This window comes from Paenibacillus sp. CF095, assembly GCF_900101225.1.
In the GTDB taxonomy this organism is placed as follows: Bacteria; Bacillota; Bacilli; order Paenibacillales; family Paenibacillaceae; genus Paenibacillus.
Genome location: NZ_FMZN01000001.1, coordinates 2,583,595 through 2,601,724, shown reverse-complemented (window position 1 = coordinate 2,601,724; position 18,130 = coordinate 2,583,595). Strand labels below are relative to the sequence as shown.

Sequence of the window (18,130 nt, the reverse complement as noted above, 5' to 3'; positions counted from 1 at the left end):
TAAATGAGAATTGACGGAGGGCTATAAATATGGAGAAAGCGTTAATCTTCGGTCACAAAAATCCCGACACGGATACGATCTGTTCGGCAATCGCCTATGCGGATCTGAAAACAAAGTTGGGTCAGGACGTTGAAGCTGTGCGTCTCGGCGAAGTCAATGGTGAAACCCAGTTCGCACTGGATCAATTCAAAATCGCAGCACCGCGTCTGATTAAAACAGCTGCAAATGAAGTAAATAAAGTCATTCTGGTTGACCACAACGAGCGTCAGCAAAGTGTAAGCGATATTGAGGAAGTGACTGTCGTTGAAGTTATTGACCATCACCGTATTGCTAACTTTGAGACAAGCGGACCTCTGTATTTCCGTGCAGAGCCTGTAGGTTGTACAGCAACTATTTTGAATAAAATGTACAAAGAAAATGATATCGAAGTGAGTGCGCCGATTGCTGGTCTGATGCTGTCTGCCATTATCTCCGATTCCCTGTTGTTCAAATCCCCGACTTGCACAGAGCAAGACGTAGCCGCTGCGCGTGAACTGGCTGTTATTGCTGGTGTAGATGCAGACAGCTATGGTCTGGACATGCTGAAAGCCGGCGCGGATCTGAGCCAAAAAACAATTGCTGAACTAATTTCCCTGGATGCAAAAGAATTTGTAATGGGTCAATCCAAAGTGGAAATTGCACAGGTTAATGCCGTTGACGTGAATGATGTTCTCGTGAAGCAACCTGAGCTTGAAGCCGCTATTGATGCAATCATTTCCAGCAAAGGTCTCGACCTGTTTGTATTTGTCGTAACAGACATTCTGAACAACGATTCTGTAGCTTTGGCATATGGTACATCCACTAAAGCCGTGGAGAAAGCCTACAATGTGACGCTGTCTGATAGCAGAGCTATCTTGAAAGGCGTAGTATCACGCAAATCACAAATTGTACCGGTTCTGACGGAAGCATTCAACACGCTGTAAATCAAACCGATTGGCATATTCATACGCTGATATGTATTACAAATAAGTAGCAACACCATCCTAGCCTGCTCTGATCCGTAAATGGTCAGGACAGGCTTTTGATGTAGAGGAGGAAGAATCATGATTAAAAATGAAAAGATCAAAGCGGCCGAAGTGCAGCTCACCGGCCTAAATGGTGAAGATCTGGGTGTGATGTCAACGCAGGAAGCACTTCTACTTGCGAAGCAACATAAAGTAGATCTGGTGTGCTTGTCCTTGATGACAAGTCCACCGCCATGCAAGCTGATTGGAGCTGGAGCGGCCAAAGCAGAAGCGCAGCAGGCGAAGAAAAAAGCGAGTAAATCCCCCGATAAACGTAAAGTAAAGGAAATTCGCTTGAACCTTGCGATGGAGGATCACGACCGGGATACGAAGCAATCTCAGGCGGAGCGCATTCTGAAGAAGGGTGATTCGGTAAAACTCGTCATCCAGGTGCATGGAGCCAAAGAAGGAGTTGCAGGCAAGGAGTGGGCTGAGCAACTGAGCAAATCGCTGGCTGAATTCGGTAGCAAAACGACAGGTGTTCAGGTAAGTGGTAAACAGGTTGTTGTGCAACTGGACCCTAATGCGTAAACTGCCTGGAGCGATCCTCGGTGTAGCACAAAGGTAACGAATGTCGATACAGTAATGATTTTTTGGATGTAAAGAAAGCCCAATGAGGTGGCAGGTTAACTGCTGCTGTATTGGGCTTGTTTGTCATCACTTGGATTGAGGTGTCGTCCAATTTAATGCAAAAGCCGTTTCTGTTCCAGTAGTTCAGCTGCGTAAATAACGGCTGCCACCAAGACGTACATATAACTGCCCAGGTAATACAGGCGTGGAACCAGCGGCCATATTATTCTGGCTGTTTTTGGCGAATCGGGATAAATAAAAGAAGTCCGGATAGATCACCATATCCATTAAGTAGGCGGAGACCCGGCTACCTGGAACGCGGAACTGGTTCAGGGTACGTATAATTTCTTCGCCGCGTGCAATACCAATGCCATGACCATAATACCAGTTCTCACGCAGCATGAACGTATTCTCTCCCTGCCACTCGGGGGTTTCCGGAGAAACATCCGGATTTTTGAAATACAGCACATCTCCTGGAAGGGCGGTTTCACTACCGTTTTTTTCGGTTAATCGCAGGTCACTGTCATAATGCCAGTCGAAGAGTAACAGATTTCGAAACAGGGAATTAAAGGCGTCTTCGCGAATGCTTCCCAGCACGCCACCATACAGCACAATAACGGTAGCTGTTGCACATTCAAAGGCATATAAGTGTCCATTCCTCCAGATATCTCGGATACCGTCGGCGGGTGTCACGTTTGATCTTAGCTCGAACCCACCTTCCGCATTACGATCCCAGTAGGCAGGATTACATCTGGATTTCTCAAAGGATGCAAAACTCACACCGCTTCGATCCAATTCTTCCGCTGCATCCACGAGAGAGCCCCTCAAGTCCCACTCAAAACGAAGATGATCCATGGATTGGTACACATACCTTGTAGGCCGATTCTGGAGTTGCTGTAACCAATGCCATTCAAAAGCAGACCATTCCGAGCGGTTCAGCTGGGCGGGTTGATTAGCAACAATGATCATGATCCATAACCTCCGTTCCTATTCGAATATTCAACATTGTATAATCGGGAGAGCACGGGTATTGTGTAGTATATGACGTGATGTGTTCGAATTGGTATGTACACAATGAAAGTTGTCAGCATTCAAAATTAAAAATGTCGCTTCATGCAGGGATTTTGTCCGATCTCGTTTATCAATCATGGCATTTGGGGTAGTACTCTATAGATGAAGTTATGTTCAGGTCGATCTATTCATACGGAATACATTCGAATTCTCATAAAGGAGGACATGTAATGTCGAAATCCATTACAGAGAGCCGATCTCTGTTCGAACAATTGTATACGCACGCACCAATCGGCATTGCTGTCGCATCGCATGTAAATGGACGGTGGTTGCAGCTTAATCCTGCATTTTGCGAGATGCTTGCATACAGTGAAGATGAACTGATCGATACTTCGGTCATACATATGATCTACGAAGAAGATCTGCATATGGAGGAATTCCGCAGCAAGTTTTGGGAAATGACCCATGAAACAAGTCCGATGTACGAGACGGAGGTTCGTCTGAAACGAAAGGACGGTTCGTTATTATGGTCAACCCTTAGAGCTTGCATTGTTAGGGATGAAACGAATGGTGAGCCCTTGTATTTGCTGGTACAAGCTGCTGATATTACGAAACAAAAAGATGCAGAGGAAATACTCATCGTGCAACGTAAGCAATTGGAAGAGAGCAGTCGTATCTCTCGCCTGCTGGCGGAGTCTTCATTAGATCTGATTGCAATACATGATGCCGATTCTAGTCGTACATTTAAATATGTATCGAATGCATGTAAGAGCATGTTGGGCTATGAGCCAGAAGAAATTATAGGTAAGCCGGGAACATTTGTTATCTATCCGGAGGATGTGCCTATGGTTGAAGCGTACGTGGAAGAGCAGAGAAAGGGTCTGGCTCCCAAACGGATCAATTATCGTCTTTTACATAAGGATGGATCTACGGTGTGGGCAGATACCATTACACATTATGTTTATGACAGTGCAGGTGAACTGATAGAGCTCGTCGCTGTAACCCGGGATATCACTGCCAGCCAGCAACAACAGTTAAGCATGCAGGAGTACAGATCGTTATTTGACTGTAATCCCCTAGGTGTGGCTTCTCTTGATCTGGAAGGCAATCTGCTGAAAGCCAATATGGGTCAGGAACAGTTGACAGGACACACCAAGGAGGAGCTGCTGAGTCGGCCTTTTGATCACCTCATTGATCCTGTGGATCTGGAGAAGACTCGATATCATTTTGAGGAAACGGTGAAGGGCAATGCACAGAGCTACGAGATAGGCTTAATTCACAAAAATGGGCAGCGAATTGAAACAAATGTGATTAATGTTCCTATTATACTTGAGGACAAAGTTGTCGGGGTCTACGGGATTACCAGTGACATTACAGAGTCCAAACGTTACGTCGAGGAAATCGAGAATCTTAGTTATGAACGGGCATTGATTTTGAATGGCATGTCTGAGGGTGTTATCGGACTGGACCTGGATGGGAATCTGAACTTTGCCAATCCAGCCGCTGCGGAGATCATGAACTTCTGTCCAAGTGAAATGAATGGCAAGCCCCTTGACCAGATGATGATCCAAATGCAGAGCGAAGGCATCCCCTACCCATCCAAGGATACACCAATTCTACAGGCTGTTCGTGAGGGACGAGGTCTGCCGCGTACCGAATCCGTATTCTGGAGACAGGATGGATCCAGTTTCCTGGCGGAGTTCCAATTGAAGCCGATTATGGATCAGGGTAGAACCCGCGGGGCAGTGTTGGTTTTCCGTGATATGACATCTGTTAAGGACATCATACGTGCCAAGGAAGCAGCAGAGCATGCAGACCGGGCAAAGTCTGAGTTTCTCGCCATCATGAGTCATGAGCTTCGTACGCCATTAAACGGCATCATGGGCATGGCCCATCTGTTAATGGAAACCGAGCTGGATGATGAACAGAAAGGTTTTGCGGAAATCATGATTGATAGCGGCGAATCCCTTTTGTACATTTTGAACGAAATTTTGGATTTCAGCAAAATCGAAGCAGGCAAAATGGATCTTGAGCGCGCACCTGTAGATATTAAGGCGATGTTGGGTGGGGTGATCGAGCTGTTTGCACTGAAGGCATCAGAGAAAAATATTGAACTCTATTATGAAGTGTCGGATCACATTCCTGAACGGATTAGAGGGGATGAGACACGAATCCGGCAGATTTTGATTAATCTAGTGGGTAATGCCGTTAAATTCACAGAGCAGGGCCGCATTATGGTAAGCGTAGGTGCTGATTTCTCAGATGAGCATGGTCAGGATAACCTGATGTTGACCTTTAAGGTGAGAGATACAGGGATCGGCATTCCAATAGAAAAGCAGCATCAATTGTTCCAATCCTTCTCACAGCTTGATCCGGCCATCAATCGTAAGTTTGGCGGGACAGGTCTAGGCCTTGCGATCAGCAAAAAACTGGTGGAGTTAATGGGCGGAGCGATTGGCGTACAGAGTGAGATCGGTGAGGGGGCAGAATTCCAGTTCACCCTCGTAGTGGAGCGGTGGTTAGAGGAAAGTAATGACCCGATCGATATCACCACGAATGATGAATTGCAATTGGATCGAGCTAGTCTTGCCCATGACATCAAAATTTTGATTGCTGAGGATCAAGCGGTCAACAGTCATCTGTTGGAGGAGATGCTGCGCAAGTTTGGCGGAGTGTGTGATATCGTTGAGAATGGGGCACAGGCCGTCGATTCATTGAACAAGGTTCAATATGACCTGGTGTTTATGGATATTCAAATGCCAGTTATGGATGGGATTGAAGCGACCTGCCACATCAGACAGAGCCACCCAGACATACCGGTTATTGCAGCGATTACAGCTTTTGCAGGCGCCGGTGACCGTGAGGAGTGTCTGAAATGCGGGATGCAGGACTTTATCAGCAAACCGTTTCATTCCACGGAGATTAGCCGCGTACTGAATACATGGGTTCCATATATTCGCTCTCAAAGGGTAATGTAACGAAAAAATAACCTGCGCCTTGAAATTCAAGGTACAGGTTATTCTGTCATTTACTCAAATTAGTTGGCACCGACAACAAAAATCAGGACCAGCCTCCGATTAAACCGGAGAGAGTCACACATTCGTCATCTTCCAAATCTGCAATCAGAGTGAGTTCTTCGTTGTCTTGTGGATCAACGGAGAATAATTCACGGCGTCCGTCCTCATGCACAATAATGACTAACTGATGGCCGCCCTTTGTATCAAACTGGTACTTAACTCCGATACCAGGTAGTGGGCATTCGCGGATATTCATGAAACCTGTCACCTCTTTAGCTTTGCTTAATAAAAAATTAACCGTTCACACAGTACGGATGTATTCTACTATCCATAACACCGTTTGGCAAGTCACAAATAAAATTGGTGTGAAGAATTAATTTTTTCAACGATGTGATCTTGCACTTTGGCGCTGTCTGGCCCGTCTGCGACGAACAAAAAACCAAATGAGCAGAGCAGCGATAAATAATAGACCAATGACTGCAATTATGATGATATTCCGGATATTGGGAACCTGTACAGTCAGATCCAGTTTATTCATCTGGAGGGGTGAAACGTGCCAAATGAGCGTTTTTCCGCCATCCTCCACCTGATCTGCATTGGAGTCGGCTGCCTTGATGGGTAAAGACAACTTAAAGTCAAAGTTAACATCTTTTAACAAGAGGTTTTTAAGAAAGCTAGGCACCTTGTTAATTTGATTTTTGATCTCACCATCGGGCATGGACTCCATGAGATCGGCTTCTGCTGTAATGTGCATCTTGGAAGTGAAGAAGCCGGGTGAAGTTGATTGTTCAACCTTGATCCCTTGTGGTAACTTGGACGTATCAAAGCTGGTTTTATTGCTTTTTTCATAATGGGTGGTCGCTGTGAGCTGCTTCTGATCTCCCTGTTCCGAAACCTCTGCCTGGAAGTTATTTCGATTCAATGCATCTGCGATCAGAGGCATAAGATTGTCTTGTCCAATTTTTCCAAGAGCGGAGTTCTTTACGTTGAGATTGAGATCCAGATCCGTTGATCCATCCATATTCACCGTAAGATGGGCTTCTCCATCAGCACAGGCGGATAAAATACATAACATAAGGGCTAATAAAACAGTAAGAAATAACTGACGTAAGGGGATGCGAGTTGACATGTCTTTCAACCTTTCTGCGTAAAAATCCAAATTCCATTTCATAGAAGTATAGTATACACCGTAAGCATGGCGGATGAAACTTTGAACCGTGCAATGAGGTACGTATGATTTAGTGTGATCGGGGAATAATCCATTTATTAAAATTAAAGATTTCGTATTTTTGTCAATGTTCGGTCAATTCAAACAGCGCTTCACCGTGTACACTAGTAGTAGTGTGATGAATATACGGAAGCAGGGAGGTTACATTCATGACATATATCATTATTATGGCCGTTATTATGGTCGTGGGCATGGTCGGAATGGGCTGGTTCTATCAGATTATGGATAAAGACCAAAGCTAGTAATCTTTAAATGTGAAAAGAAGAGAGACAACCTATAAGCTGGCTTCGCTAACGCGAGGCGGGCTTATTTGTGTGGGGAAAAATTTTGATGCACTGACCTTACATAAGTAAGTAATATTTGTAACCATTCATGTTGCACAATTTGACCGATGGACAAATATTTTTCGTAAAGCTGGGATTTTTTAGCTGCTCTTTTGTATAATAGGGGGTAGTTTAACTCGGGATCCTCCCGAAATTCTGCCAAACAGGAAAGGGTGTACATAAATGAAATTTAGTGAGTATACGTATACACGTCCGAATCTGGAACACATCAAGACATCTTTCCGTGAGCTGTTGAGCGGTTTTGAAGCTGCGGCAACGGTTGAAGAACAGAGTGGGTTCATGGATCAGATTAACGCGCTGCGCAGTGATTTTGAGACACAAGCCCAATTGGTCTACATCCGTCATTCCATTGATACCAATGATGAGTTTTACAAAGCGGAGAACGAATTTCTGGATGAGAATGCACCCATTGTGCAAGAATATATTACGGATTTTTACCGTGCACTGGTTAACTCGAAATTCCGCAATGAGTTGGAACAAAAATGGGGTTCACAGCTGTTCCAGCTGGCGGATCTTTCATTAAAAACATTCAGCCCGGAAATTATTGAAGAACTCCAGAAGGAGAACAAACTTTCCACAGAATACAATCAGTTGATCGCATCCGCCAAAATTCCGTTCGAAGGTGAAGAGCGCACATTGCCACAGCTTCATCCATTTGAACTGTCCACGGATCGCTCCATGCGGGAGCGTGCTTCGGAGGCCAGATACACTTTCATGGCTGAACATGAAGCTGAATTCGATCGCATTTATGATGAACTGGTTAAAGTACGTACACAGATTGCGAAGAAACTGGGTTATCCAAGCTATGTGGAACTCGGCTATGATCGCATGAACCGCACGGATTACAACGCAGAGATGGTTGCCAACTTCCGTGCACAAGTTCGTGATTATATCGTACCTGTGGCGACCAAGCTCAGAGAGCGTCAGCGTAATCGGATTGATGTGGATACGCTGTATTATTACGATCAGGGCTTCAGCTTCAAGACGGGTAACCCGACACCTAAAGGTGACGCGGACTGGATTATTGAACATGGTAAAAAAATGTACGCTGAATTATCACCAGAGACGGATGCCTTTTTCCAAATGATGACCGAAAATGAGCTAATGGATCTGGTAAGCAAAAAAGGTAAACAGGGCGGCGGATATTGTACGTTCCTGAACGATTACAAAGTGCCGTTTATCTTCTCCAACTTCAACGGTACATCCGGTGATATTGATGTATTGACGCATGAAGCAGGTCATGCTTTCCAAGTGTATGAGAGCCGTGATTTTGCAGTGCCTGAGTACAACTGGCCGACATATGAATCGGCTGAAATTCATTCCATGAGTATGGAGTTTTTCACATGGCCGTGGATGCAGTTGTTCTTCAAGGAAGATACGGACAAGTACAAGTTTGATCACCTGTCTTCCGGTCTGTTGTTTATTCCGTATGGTGTAGCCGTGGATGAATTCCAGCATTTTGTGTATGCGAACCCGGATGCAACACCAACGGAGCGTAAGCAGGCATGGCGCAACATTGAGAAGACCTATCTGCCACATATCAATTACAAAGATAATGCGTATCTGGAGCAGGGTGGTTTCTGGCATAAGCAAGGTCACATTTTCTCATCGCCGTTCTACTACATTGACTACACGTTGGCACAAATCTGTGCATTCCAGTTCTGGAAACGCAGCAATGAGGACATGAAGTCCGCATGGGCTGACTATCTGACGTTGTGCAAAGCGGGAGGAAGCCTGTCCTTCACCGGATTGGTCGAACTGGCTGGATTGAACTCTCCATTCGAGGATGGCTGTGTATCCTCCGTAATTGGCGATATTGAGGCATGGCTTGACGGCGTGAACGATAAGGCGCTGTAAGCCTTCGTAAGGATGCTTTTAGTGAAAGTACCTTCGGTAAGGTATAAGCAGTGGATAAAGCTTTAAGATAGATACGTAAGACGGCTTGGAGACCTTCGGGTGTCTGGGTCGTCTTTTTCATTATGGGTAAAAATCAACCTCAAGTGTAACATTTATCGGACTCATTGTGATTTATTTCACTATATCTGAAAACGGATTCAGTTACAATGGAGATAGTAAATCAGGGGTTACAGGAGGCTGGATCAAATGGCAACACATGCATATTATGTTCCGCCCGTGAACTTGATGGGTAGAGGATGTTTACAGGAAGCAGGCCAGATGATTGAACAGATGGGTATCCTCAAAGCGCTCGTTGTAAGTGATCGTCAGTTGATTACTTCAGGCGTTGCAGAGCAGGTACTGTCTATATTAAGAAAATCAGGGTTAGACTATGTCGTATATGATGAGGTTCAGCCTAATCCAACATGTCAGAATGTACATGATGGACTTCAAGTATTCCAGGATCATGGCTGTGACGCCATTATATCAATAGGTGGAGGTTCACCGCAGGATGCTGCCAAAGGCATTGGCATTGTAGCTACCAACGGTGGGCATATTCGTGAATATGAAGGATTGCATCAATCAAAACATAAGTCCGTGCCACTGGTGGCTTTTAACACAACGGCTGGCACATCGAGTGAGGTGACCATGAACTACGTGATTACAGATGAGGAACGTAAAGTGAAGATGGTGATGGTGGACCGCAACAGTCTGGTCTCCCTGTCGGTTAATGATCCGGAGCTGATGCTCAGCAAACCTGCAAGTCTCACAGCGGCCACAGGAATGGATGCGTTGACACATGCCGTAGAAGCGATGGTGACACCTGGAGGGTTCACGGTGACGAGTGCAACAGCGGCGGCTGCCGTGGAGCTGATCTTTGAATATTTGCCAAGAGCTGTGAGAGACAGCAGTGATATGGAAGCGCGGGAACATATGACATACGCGTGTTTCCTTGGTGGAATTGCTTTTAATAATGCAGGATTAGGTTATGTTCATGCCATGGCACATCAACTGGGTGGCGTATATGATCTGCCGCACGGTGTGTGCAACGCCATGTTACTCCCTTATGTGGAGGAGTTAAACGCCAAGCATGTACCCGGTAAATTCCGTCATATTGCCAAGGCCATTGGTATGAATGTGAAGGGTAGAAGTGATGAGGAATGTTCCGATTACGTCATTGAGGCCATCCGTCAGCTATCGAAGGAAGTAGGCATTCCTGAGAAACTGTCTGAACTAGGTGTAAAAGATCCCGATGTGGAACTGCTTGCCGATAACGCGATGAAAGATGCTTGTGCACCAGGCAATCCCTATCAACCGTCCAAGGATGAAGTGATGGAGCTGTTCCGCAAAATTATATAGACTGATTCAGAAACGGATACACCAAAGTACGATCCTGTTGAAGCTAGAGCATCATGGACCAAGCAGGGGCCAAAAAATAACAGACAAAATGAGCCGGGATCGAAAGTCGGCTTTTTTGTCATGTGAACTCATGATTTTTACTTATTTTTCCACTTAATGATTACACAAAAACTAAAGGATTTTGCTTCTCTATTATCGAATACAATATGAACAACAACGGCACGAGAAAGGGTAATCTGACCCACAACTTGATGTCGATGTTTTCCAGTAAGATTCCCCAGTCCGTTTCGTGTTTAATGTTAAATAGGAGTAGTCTATTTCATTGTTCACGAGCTACACCTTAAGTTCTGCATTTAACATTCACCTCTGTAAGACAGTCAAGCAATTCTACACCAGCATCATCTCTATTTCAGGCTTTACAATTCAGTAAGTTCAACTGCAATAAGATTCATCCAGTTACACATCTGTACAGCATGCTCCTAATCAAGACAACAGTGTCCACACAACAGAATATCGATTATGGGCTCTGAAATGAATCAGAACGAATGCACGTGGAGGAGGCTGTAATGATGGCGAAAAAAGAAGTTGTAGCGATGCTACTTGCCGGAGGGCAAGGTAAGAGGTTAAAAGGATTGACCAAATCACTGGCTAAGCCGGCTGTATATTTTGGCGGCACCTACCGAATCATTGATTTTCCGCTGAGTAACTGCTCTAATTCTGGTATTGATACAGTGGGTGTATTGACCCAATATGAACCACTTGTCTTACATTCCTATATTGGCATTGGCAGTGACTGGGATCTGGATCGGAAAAACGGCGGGGTATATGTACTTCCTCCACATGAACGTGAAGACGGAAGCAACTGGTACCGGGGTACAGCGGATGCGATCTTCCGCAACCTGAACTTTATTGAACAATTCGATCCCGAGCATGTGCTCATTCTGTCAGGGGATCATATCTATAAGATGGACTACGAAAAAATGCTCCAGTATCACAAAGAAAAAGATGCGGATTGCACCATATCGGTCATTGATGTCTCATTGGAAGAAGCCAGCCGGTTCGGGGTGCTGAACACCAACGATGACTATAGCATCTATGAATTTGAAGAAAAACCTCCTGAGCCCAAGAGCACACTGGCTTCCATGGGTATCTATCTCTTCAAGTGGGATGTACTGAAACGTTTCCTGATCCAGGATGAACAACAGGCATCCACCTCCTATGATTTTGGTAAAGACATTATTCCTTTGTTGCTTGAAAACGAAAAATCCTTATATGCATATCCATTCGAAGGTTATTGGAAAGACGTTGGTACCATTCGCAGTCTGTGGGAATCCAATATGGACCTGTTGGACGAAGACACACCATTTAATCTCAATGATCCGGACTGGCGTATTTTCACACGCAATCCGAACCAACCTGCACAATATATCTCACCTTCGGGCAAGGTACGGAATTGTATTATTAGTGAAGGCACTGTAGTGCATGGTGAGGTCAACCATTCTGTTCTGTTCTACGGAATTGAAGTTGGTGAGAACAGTGCTGTCATCGATTCGGTGATCATGCCAAAAGTGAAAATCGGGCAAAATGTGCGCATTTACCGAGCTATTATCGCAGAAGGATTGGTTATTCCTGATGGAACACAGATTTCGCCTGCACCGGGAGATGAGAGTGATATATTGCTCGTGGATCAGGAAGAATTGGAACGTCAGCTTCGCCAAGGAATAACCAGCAAGGCCTAATTGAAGTCAAAAGGACGGTGCATGCGATGAAACCATTGATCGGAGTTATTAACCTTGACCATGAACTTGAAGAATTGAAGGAATTGACGTATTTTCGCTGCGGAGCCGCGGTACCTTATGCCGGGCGTTACCGTCTGATCGATTTTGTTCTATCCAATATGATGAATGCAGGCATTGAGAGTATTGGTGTATTTGTACGGCGAAAATATCGCTCGTTGATGGACCATCTTGGTGATGGTAAGCCTTGGGATTTGGATCGCAAACATGGGGGTATGTTTATTTTGCCACCAGACTGGAATGATCCAACAGATACGTCACAAGGGGACTTGCAGCATTTCCATAACAATTTGGACTTTTTCCACAGAGGGGCAGGGCAATATGTTGTGCATGCGGGCAGTCGCCATGTGACCAAAGCAGACCTCCAGGATGTCTACAGGTATCACATCAGTAAAGGAGCGGACGTTACACTGGTCTGCAAAAAGGTAGATCAGCTGCTGCCTGAGCATGACGCCTGTGTCAAAGTTGACCATGACGGGGACGGTAACGTGGTGGACATTCACCAAAGCGCTAATCACCCGAATATATATACAGAAATTTTCATTATGGAAAAAGAATTGTTCTTGCGCCAGGTGCAACGCTGCATTGATCATGGCGAGAGTCATTTCTTCCGAGATGTGATTCAAAAAAATCCGGATGGATTGAATATCGCTGCGTATGCATATGATGGCTATCACGCAGTCATCAATTCCATTGACAGTTATTATCGCAACAGTATGGATCTGCTGAACACAGGGCAATATGAACAACTGTTCAAGGAAGATCCGATCCAGACCAAAATTAAATACGAAGCGCCTGCCAAATACCTGGATACCGCCGATGTTAAACATTCACTTCTCGCGAATGGCTGCATTGTTGGTGGAGAGGTGGAGGACAGCATTCTGTTCCGTGGTGTACAGGTGGCCAAGGGTGCCAAAATAAAAGGTTCCATCATCATGCAGAAATGTTACATTGGTGAGGGGACGGTCCTTGAGAATGTCATTCTCGATAAAGACGTGAGGCTGACCGGAGGACAGACACTGATCGGTGACCCGTCGAATCCATACATTTTAGCGAAAAGTACTATTATCTAATGCCCACACGTAACCGATATCTTCTATAAATATATATAAAATAAAAATCCTGTAGGATGGATTTAAGGTTCATACACATTCGATGCAAGAATTGCATCTTCGAAAGTTCTCACTAACATGCAAACGTAGTGGAGGGGACGAAATCGATTCTGAAGGAGCATAGACTGTCTCCAAATTTCAACCTTGTACTATATAAATTCAACTTAAACATTTACACAAAACGGAGAGGACAGAAAGAACCTGAAGAAGTGCAGCGTGCGCCTTTATCCCCGGATTTTCCCTATTGAAAAAGGAATCAAAAAATCTGGGGATAACAGCGATCGGAAGGTTATTCTGTCATCGGAGTGGCCAGTGTAAATACGGTTTAGTTCAATGTATATAGGTAATTGAGAAAATTTGGAGACAACAGCGATCAGAAGAACGATTCGTGACCGGAACGGCCACTTTGCAGAGTGCTGAGGAACTGAGTGTGTGAACCACCACCGTCCTGCAGGATTTCCCCGGGAGGAACCTACTTTTGTTTGACAACAAGGAAACGTTCAAGAGTATATTTACACGGAATCTGGTCAGCAAATTGGGCAAACCGATTGAAGAAGCAACACAGGAAGACGTGTACCACGTACTGGGAAGCATGATTCGTGAATATGCAGGCCAGGATTGGGCAGCGTCGAATCAGGGGTTCAAGCAGCGCCAGGATAAACAGGTCTATTACTTCTCGCTGGAATTCCTGATTGGACGTCTGCTCGGCAACAATCTGCTGAATGTAAATGAATTGGAATTGGTGCGTGACAGTCTGGCTGATCTGGGTTTCTCCTTGGAAGAGGTGGAAGAACAGGAGGCGGATGCAGGACTCGGTAACGGAGGTCTGGGACGACTCGCTGCCTGTTTCCTGGATTCACTGGCATCACTCCGATATGCAGGACATGGTTGCGGGATTCGTTATAAATACGGTTTGTTTGAGCAAAAAATCATCAATGGTAATCAGGTAGAGTTACCCGACAATTGGCTGGATAAGGGCAATGAATGGGAAGTCCGCCGTCCAGACAAAAAGGTGGAAGTACAGTTCTGGGGCCGGGTAGAAGCTCATGAGCAGGATGGAGAATATCAGTTTGTTACAAAAGATGCCGAATCGGTTGTCGCCATTCCCTATGACGTGCCTGTCATTGGTTATGGTCAAACCCATGTAAATACATTGCGACTCTGGAGTGCCGAGCCAAAGCGCGAGACTTCACTCGACACCCCTTCGAACTACTACGGTTATCTGGATTATAGTCGTTCGGTTGAATCAATCTCGGAATTCCTGTATCCGGATGATTCCCAGTACGAAGGAAAGCTGCTGCGATTGAAGCAGCAGTACTTCATGTGTTCAGCAGGTGTACAGAGCGCCTTGCGTACGTTCAACAAGCTGGAGCTACCGTATGATCGTTTGCCTGATAAAGTGGCTTTCCACATTAATGACACGCATCCAACCTTGGTTATTCCAGAACTGATGCGCATCCTGATTGATGTGAAGGGATATGGCTGGGATGAAGCATGGGATATCACAACGCGTACTGTATCGTACACCAATCATACAACGCTTAGTGAGGCGCTTGAGAAATGGCCTGTATCCATGATCAGCAGGCTGCTGCCACGGATCTACATGATCATTGAAGAGATCAACAAACGCTTTTGTGGCATGCTGCTGGATCGGTATCCGGGAGATCAGGATCGCATAGGGCATCTGGCGATTGTTGCGAACGATCAGGTACGGATGGCGCATCTGGCGATTGTGGGCAGTCACAGCGTGAATGGTGTTGCTGCATTGCATACCGAGATTTTGAAAGAGCGCGAGATGGCTCCGTTCTATGCGCTGTATCCAGAGCGTTTCAATAACAAAACGAATGGTATTACACATCGCCGCTGGTTGATGCATGCCAATCCGAAACTTTCGGATCTGATTACGGATACAATCGGTAACGAATGGATAACAGAGCCGGGCAAGCTGGACCAGTTGGCTGGTTTTGCGGATAATACATCATTCCAGGAGCAGTTCCGTTTAATTAAGCGGGATAACAAAGAGCGGCTTGCTGCGTATATTCTGGATCATACCGGGACAGCAGTGAATCCGGATTCCATCTTTGATGTACAGGTGAAGAGGCTGCACGGGTATAAACGTCAGCTGTTGAACATTCTGCATGTCATGCATCTGTATAACCGGCTTAAGAATGATGCTTCGTTTGATATGGTGCCACGTACCTTCATCTTTGGTGCCAAGGCAGCGCCGAGTTATTATTTTGCCAAGAAAATTATTAAGCTGATCAACACCGTGGCTGACACAGTGAATCGGGATGCGGCCGTAAATGACCGCTTGAAGGTATTTTTCCTCGAAAACTATTCCGTCTCTCTTGCAGAGAAGATCATTCCCGCTGCGGATGTTAGTGAACAGATCTCAACCGCAGGCAAGGAAGCTTCCGGTACGGGCAACATGAAATTTATGATGAACGGTGCTTTAACGATTGGCACGATGGATGGAGCCAACGTGGAGATGGCGGAGCAGGTCGGAGAAGAAAATATGTTCATTTATGGTCTGCGTGCAGACGAAGTGCTTGAGTACTATCGTTCGGGCAGCTATCGTCCGAATGAGATTGTGCAGCACGATGAACGCATTCGCGAGGTCGTGGAGCAATTAGTGCATCCAGGTGCATTCTGTTATCGTGACGGGGAGTTCTGGGATATTTATGACTCCTTGCTGGCCCATGGTGACGAATACTTTGTCTTGCGTGATTTTGCTGCTTATGCAGATGCGCATGCTGCGATTGACCAAGCGTATCGGGATATTCCGGGCTGGACTCGGAAAGCGATATTAAACACGGCACATTCCGGCATATTCTCCAGTGATCGTACCATTAGTGAGTATGCGACAGATATCTGGGGTATTCATCCCGTGTCCGGGAACTGGAAAGGTTAAGAATAGATTGTTAGACTAACAAGTCCCCTTGTTCACAAGAGACATCTCTGCTGGTAAATCAACCAGAGTAGAGAGTATCTCCTTGTAGAACAAGGGGATTTTGGCATACAGTGTATCATAGTGTCATTCAACTTGAAGATAAGCGAAACTCGCGTATTTTTCATCATACAAGTTCGCACAAAAAATCAAAAAAATGATCTGGATCTCAGTCATACTACATAAGAAATCGTTTGATATTTCGAATTAGATAGGGGACTCGGCGCTATGGATCATTACACACGAATTCAGCTTGCTATTGAGTATCTGGAACAGCATTTGCAAGATGAGTTTAATATCAGAGAGACGTCTGCTGCTGCGAGCTTTTCGGCGTTTCATTTTCAGCGTTTATTCCAGGCGATCACCGGATTAACGGTACTGGAATATGTGCGCAGACGCAGATTAACGGAAGCTGCAGGGATGCTGCGGGACACGTCGGAAGGCATATTGGACATTGCGATGAGCTTCGGCTATCAATCTCAGGAGGCATTTACCCGTGCATTTTCAGCCTACTTTGGAATGACACCCGCGAAGCTGCGCAAGCTGGAAGTGGATCAGTTGTCTCTTCTGAAGATGCAACAGAGCATTGATTTTAACGATTATCGAACTTCGCTTGGTGGAACATTTCACATGAACACACCCCGTCTGGTCACATTGGCACCAAACTGGATTGTCGGCTATGAATATAAGACCAACCTGAATGACAATCAACATTATGCTGAAATCCCCGGATTTTATCATGATTTTGGCATGGAACAGAGATTCATGGCGATCCCGGAGAGGACACGCCCTGATATGGCTTACGGTGTGGCCTGTCATTTTGAAGAGGATGGAGCATTTTCTTTTATTGTGGGTGAAGAAAGCAGTGGAGCATCACAGGCACTTGAACCCGGTTTTACTTCGATTGAAATTCCGGGCGGCTTGTATGCAGAGTTCACCGTGGAAGGCTCCGGGCAGGATATTCGGAAAATGATCTATGGCAGCTGGCTGCCGCAGTCCAACTATGAACGGAGGGAAGGGCCGGACTTTGAAGTGACGGATGTCTGGAAATCGACCCCTGAACAATTGGACATGAAGATCTATATCCCGTTAAAATAGACCTTACCGCTTCGCGGAAAACAAGGTCGGAGGATAGATGGAATGAACGAAAAGTCGTGGCTCCACTCCAAGTGGATGCTGACCATTGTTGCTTGCATGGCAGTGCTTTACCTACTGATTATGGGCATTTTACTGTTTGTCAGTGGACGAACACCTAGCATGTATTATCAATATAATCTCGTACCCTTCGAGACGATTCGTCCACTTCTGTTGGAGAGGGAGAGGTACAATACAGATACCTGGGTCAAAAACCTGTTTGGCAATATCGTATTGTTCATTCCGCTGGGCATCTGGATCCCATGGTTGTTTCGGAGGTGTCGTTCGTTCCTGACCTTTACATCTACAGTTGTTTTGCTTCTGCTGGGTGTTGAGGTCACACAATTGATTACACGTGTAGGTTCGTTTGATGTGGATGACATTATTCTGAACACGATCGGTGCCTGGATAGGTTACGCCGGATTTAAGTTAATCTTATGTTCACGAAGAAGGACTCGGAATTGACCCGCAGATCGTGGTCATGACCGGGTCTTTTTGCATAAGATACCTTTCAAATGTTTACAAGGGAATCATTTCGGATAAAACATATTAACGGCTTAATACAGTGAGCAGAGATTATATATATAAATTGAACTAAACATTTACACGAAACGGAGAGGACAGAAATAACCTGAGGAAGCGAAAGCGTTCGCCTAAAAGCTTTCTGAAAGAA

At 45.4% G+C, this 18,130-nt stretch carries 13 protein-coding genes; 10 read left to right on the top strand and 3 right to left on the bottom strand.

What is annotated here, in order from left to right:
• The first annotated feature begins 29 nt into the window (after nt 1-29).
• Complete coding sequence (locus BLS69_RS11070) at nt 30-962, top strand: manganese-dependent inorganic pyrophosphatase (RefSeq protein WP_091031428.1); 933 nt, start codon at nt 30-32, stop codon at nt 960-962.
• Nucleotides 963-1,082: 120 nt separating this feature from the next.
• Nucleotides 1,083-1,574 (top strand): translation initiation factor IF-3, encoded by a 492-nt coding sequence (gene infC / locus BLS69_RS11065; protein WP_091031425.1) that lies wholly within the window; start codon nt 1,083-1,085, stop codon nt 1,572-1,574.
• Between the two features lie 183 nt (nt 1,575-1,757).
• Here infC and BLS69_RS11060 read toward each other — a convergent pair whose 3' ends face one another.
• The gene (locus BLS69_RS11060) at nt 1,758-2,582 is read right to left on the bottom strand and encodes a protein-glutamine gamma-glutamyltransferase (protein WP_091031423.1); all 825 of its coding nucleotides are present in this window, start codon (nt 2,580-2,582) and stop codon (nt 1,758-1,760) included.
• A 272-nt stretch (nt 2,583-2,854) separates the two neighbouring features.
• Between BLS69_RS11060 and BLS69_RS11055 the strand changes: the two genes are divergently transcribed.
• Nucleotides 2,855-5,602: a PAS domain-containing hybrid sensor histidine kinase/response regulator gene (locus BLS69_RS11055; protein ID WP_165980151.1), complete on the top strand. Its 2,748-nt coding sequence runs from the start codon at nt 2,855-2,857 to the stop codon at nt 5,600-5,602.
• 82 nt (nt 5,603-5,684) lie between these two features.
• Here the strand turns inward: BLS69_RS11055 and BLS69_RS11050 are convergent, their stop codons facing one another.
• Both BLS69_RS11050 and BLS69_RS11045 read right to left on the bottom strand, forming a co-directional pair.
• Nucleotides 5,685-5,897, bottom strand: a complete 213-nt coding sequence (locus BLS69_RS11050) for a cation:proton antiporter regulatory subunit (protein WP_017688899.1) — start codon at nt 5,895-5,897, stop codon at nt 5,685-5,687.
• Between the two features lie 126 nt (nt 5,898-6,023).
• Nucleotides 6,024-6,770 (bottom strand): DUF3153 domain-containing protein, encoded by a 747-nt coding sequence (locus BLS69_RS11045; protein ID WP_143023570.1) that lies wholly within the window; start codon nt 6,768-6,770, stop codon nt 6,024-6,026.
• A 605-nt stretch (nt 6,771-7,375) separates the two neighbouring features.
• On the opposite strand from BLS69_RS11045, the gene BLS69_RS11040 reads away from it, so the two are divergent.
• From BLS69_RS11040 to BLS69_RS11010, 7 genes are all read left to right on the top strand, one after another.
• Nucleotides 7,376-9,070, top strand: coding sequence for a M3 family oligoendopeptidase (locus tag BLS69_RS11040; RefSeq protein ID WP_091031416.1), 1,695 nt, complete (start codon nt 7,376-7,378; stop codon nt 9,068-9,070).
• Between the two features lie 246 nt (nt 9,071-9,316).
• Complete coding sequence (locus BLS69_RS11035) at nt 9,317-10,468, top strand: iron-containing alcohol dehydrogenase (RefSeq protein ID WP_091031413.1); 1,152 nt, start codon at nt 9,317-9,319, stop codon at nt 10,466-10,468.
• Between the two features lie 569 nt (nt 10,469-11,037).
• Nucleotides 11,038-12,207, top strand: a complete 1,170-nt coding sequence (locus BLS69_RS11030) for a glucose-1-phosphate adenylyltransferase (RefSeq protein WP_091031411.1) — start codon at nt 11,038-11,040, stop codon at nt 12,205-12,207.
• Nucleotides 12,208-12,233: 26 nt separating this feature from the next.
• On the top strand, nt 12,234-13,337 hold the full coding sequence (gene glgD / locus BLS69_RS11025) for a glucose-1-phosphate adenylyltransferase subunit GlgD (RefSeq protein WP_091031408.1): 1,104 nt from the start codon (nt 12,234-12,236) through the stop codon (nt 13,335-13,337).
• 517 nt (nt 13,338-13,854) lie between these two features.
• Nucleotides 13,855-16,287: a glycogen/starch/alpha-glucan phosphorylase gene (locus tag BLS69_RS11020; protein WP_091031406.1), complete on the top strand. Its 2,433-nt coding sequence runs from the start codon at nt 13,855-13,857 to the stop codon at nt 16,285-16,287.
• Between the two features lie 264 nt (nt 16,288-16,551).
• Complete coding sequence (locus BLS69_RS11015) at nt 16,552-17,421, top strand: AraC family transcriptional regulator (protein ID WP_091031404.1); 870 nt, start codon at nt 16,552-16,554, stop codon at nt 17,419-17,421.
• 42 nt (nt 17,422-17,463) lie between these two features.
• Entirely contained in the window at nt 17,464-17,922 is a 459-nt protein-coding gene (locus BLS69_RS11010) for a VanZ family protein (protein WP_091031398.1), read from the top strand.
• The last annotated feature ends 208 nt before the right edge of the window (nt 17,923-18,130 follow it).

Coding starts and splice junctions, on each gene's coding strand:
- BLS69_RS11070 (WP_091031428.1), top strand. CDS start 30: ATGGAGAAAGCGTTAATCTTCGGTCACAAAAATCCCGACACGGATACG.
- infC (WP_091031425.1), top strand. CDS start 1,083: ATGATTAAAAATGAAAAGATCAAAGCGGCCGAAGTGCAGCTCACCGGC.
- BLS69_RS11060 (WP_091031423.1), bottom strand. CDS start 2,582: ATGATCATTGTTGCTAATCAACCCGCCCAGCTGAACCGCTCGGAATGG.
- BLS69_RS11055 (WP_165980151.1), top strand. CDS start 2,855: ATGTCGAAATCCATTACAGAGAGCCGATCTCTGTTCGAACAATTGTAT.
- BLS69_RS11050 (WP_017688899.1), bottom strand. CDS start 5,897: ATGAATATCCGCGAATGCCCACTACCTGGTATCGGAGTTAAGTACCAG.
- BLS69_RS11045 (WP_143023570.1), bottom strand. CDS start 6,770: ATGTCAACTCGCATCCCCTTACGTCAGTTATTTCTTACTGTTTTATTA.
- BLS69_RS11040 (WP_091031416.1), top strand. CDS start 7,376: ATGAAATTTAGTGAGTATACGTATACACGTCCGAATCTGGAACACATC.
- BLS69_RS11035 (WP_091031413.1), top strand. CDS start 9,317: ATGGCAACACATGCATATTATGTTCCGCCCGTGAACTTGATGGGTAGA.
- BLS69_RS11030 (WP_091031411.1), top strand. CDS start 11,038: ATGGCGAAAAAAGAAGTTGTAGCGATGCTACTTGCCGGAGGGCAAGGT.
- glgD (WP_091031408.1), top strand. CDS start 12,234: ATGAAACCATTGATCGGAGTTATTAACCTTGACCATGAACTTGAAGAA.
- BLS69_RS11015 (WP_091031404.1), top strand. CDS start 16,552: ATGGATCATTACACACGAATTCAGCTTGCTATTGAGTATCTGGAACAG.
- BLS69_RS11010 (WP_091031398.1), top strand. CDS start 17,464: ATGAACGAAAAGTCGTGGCTCCACTCCAAGTGGATGCTGACCATTGTT.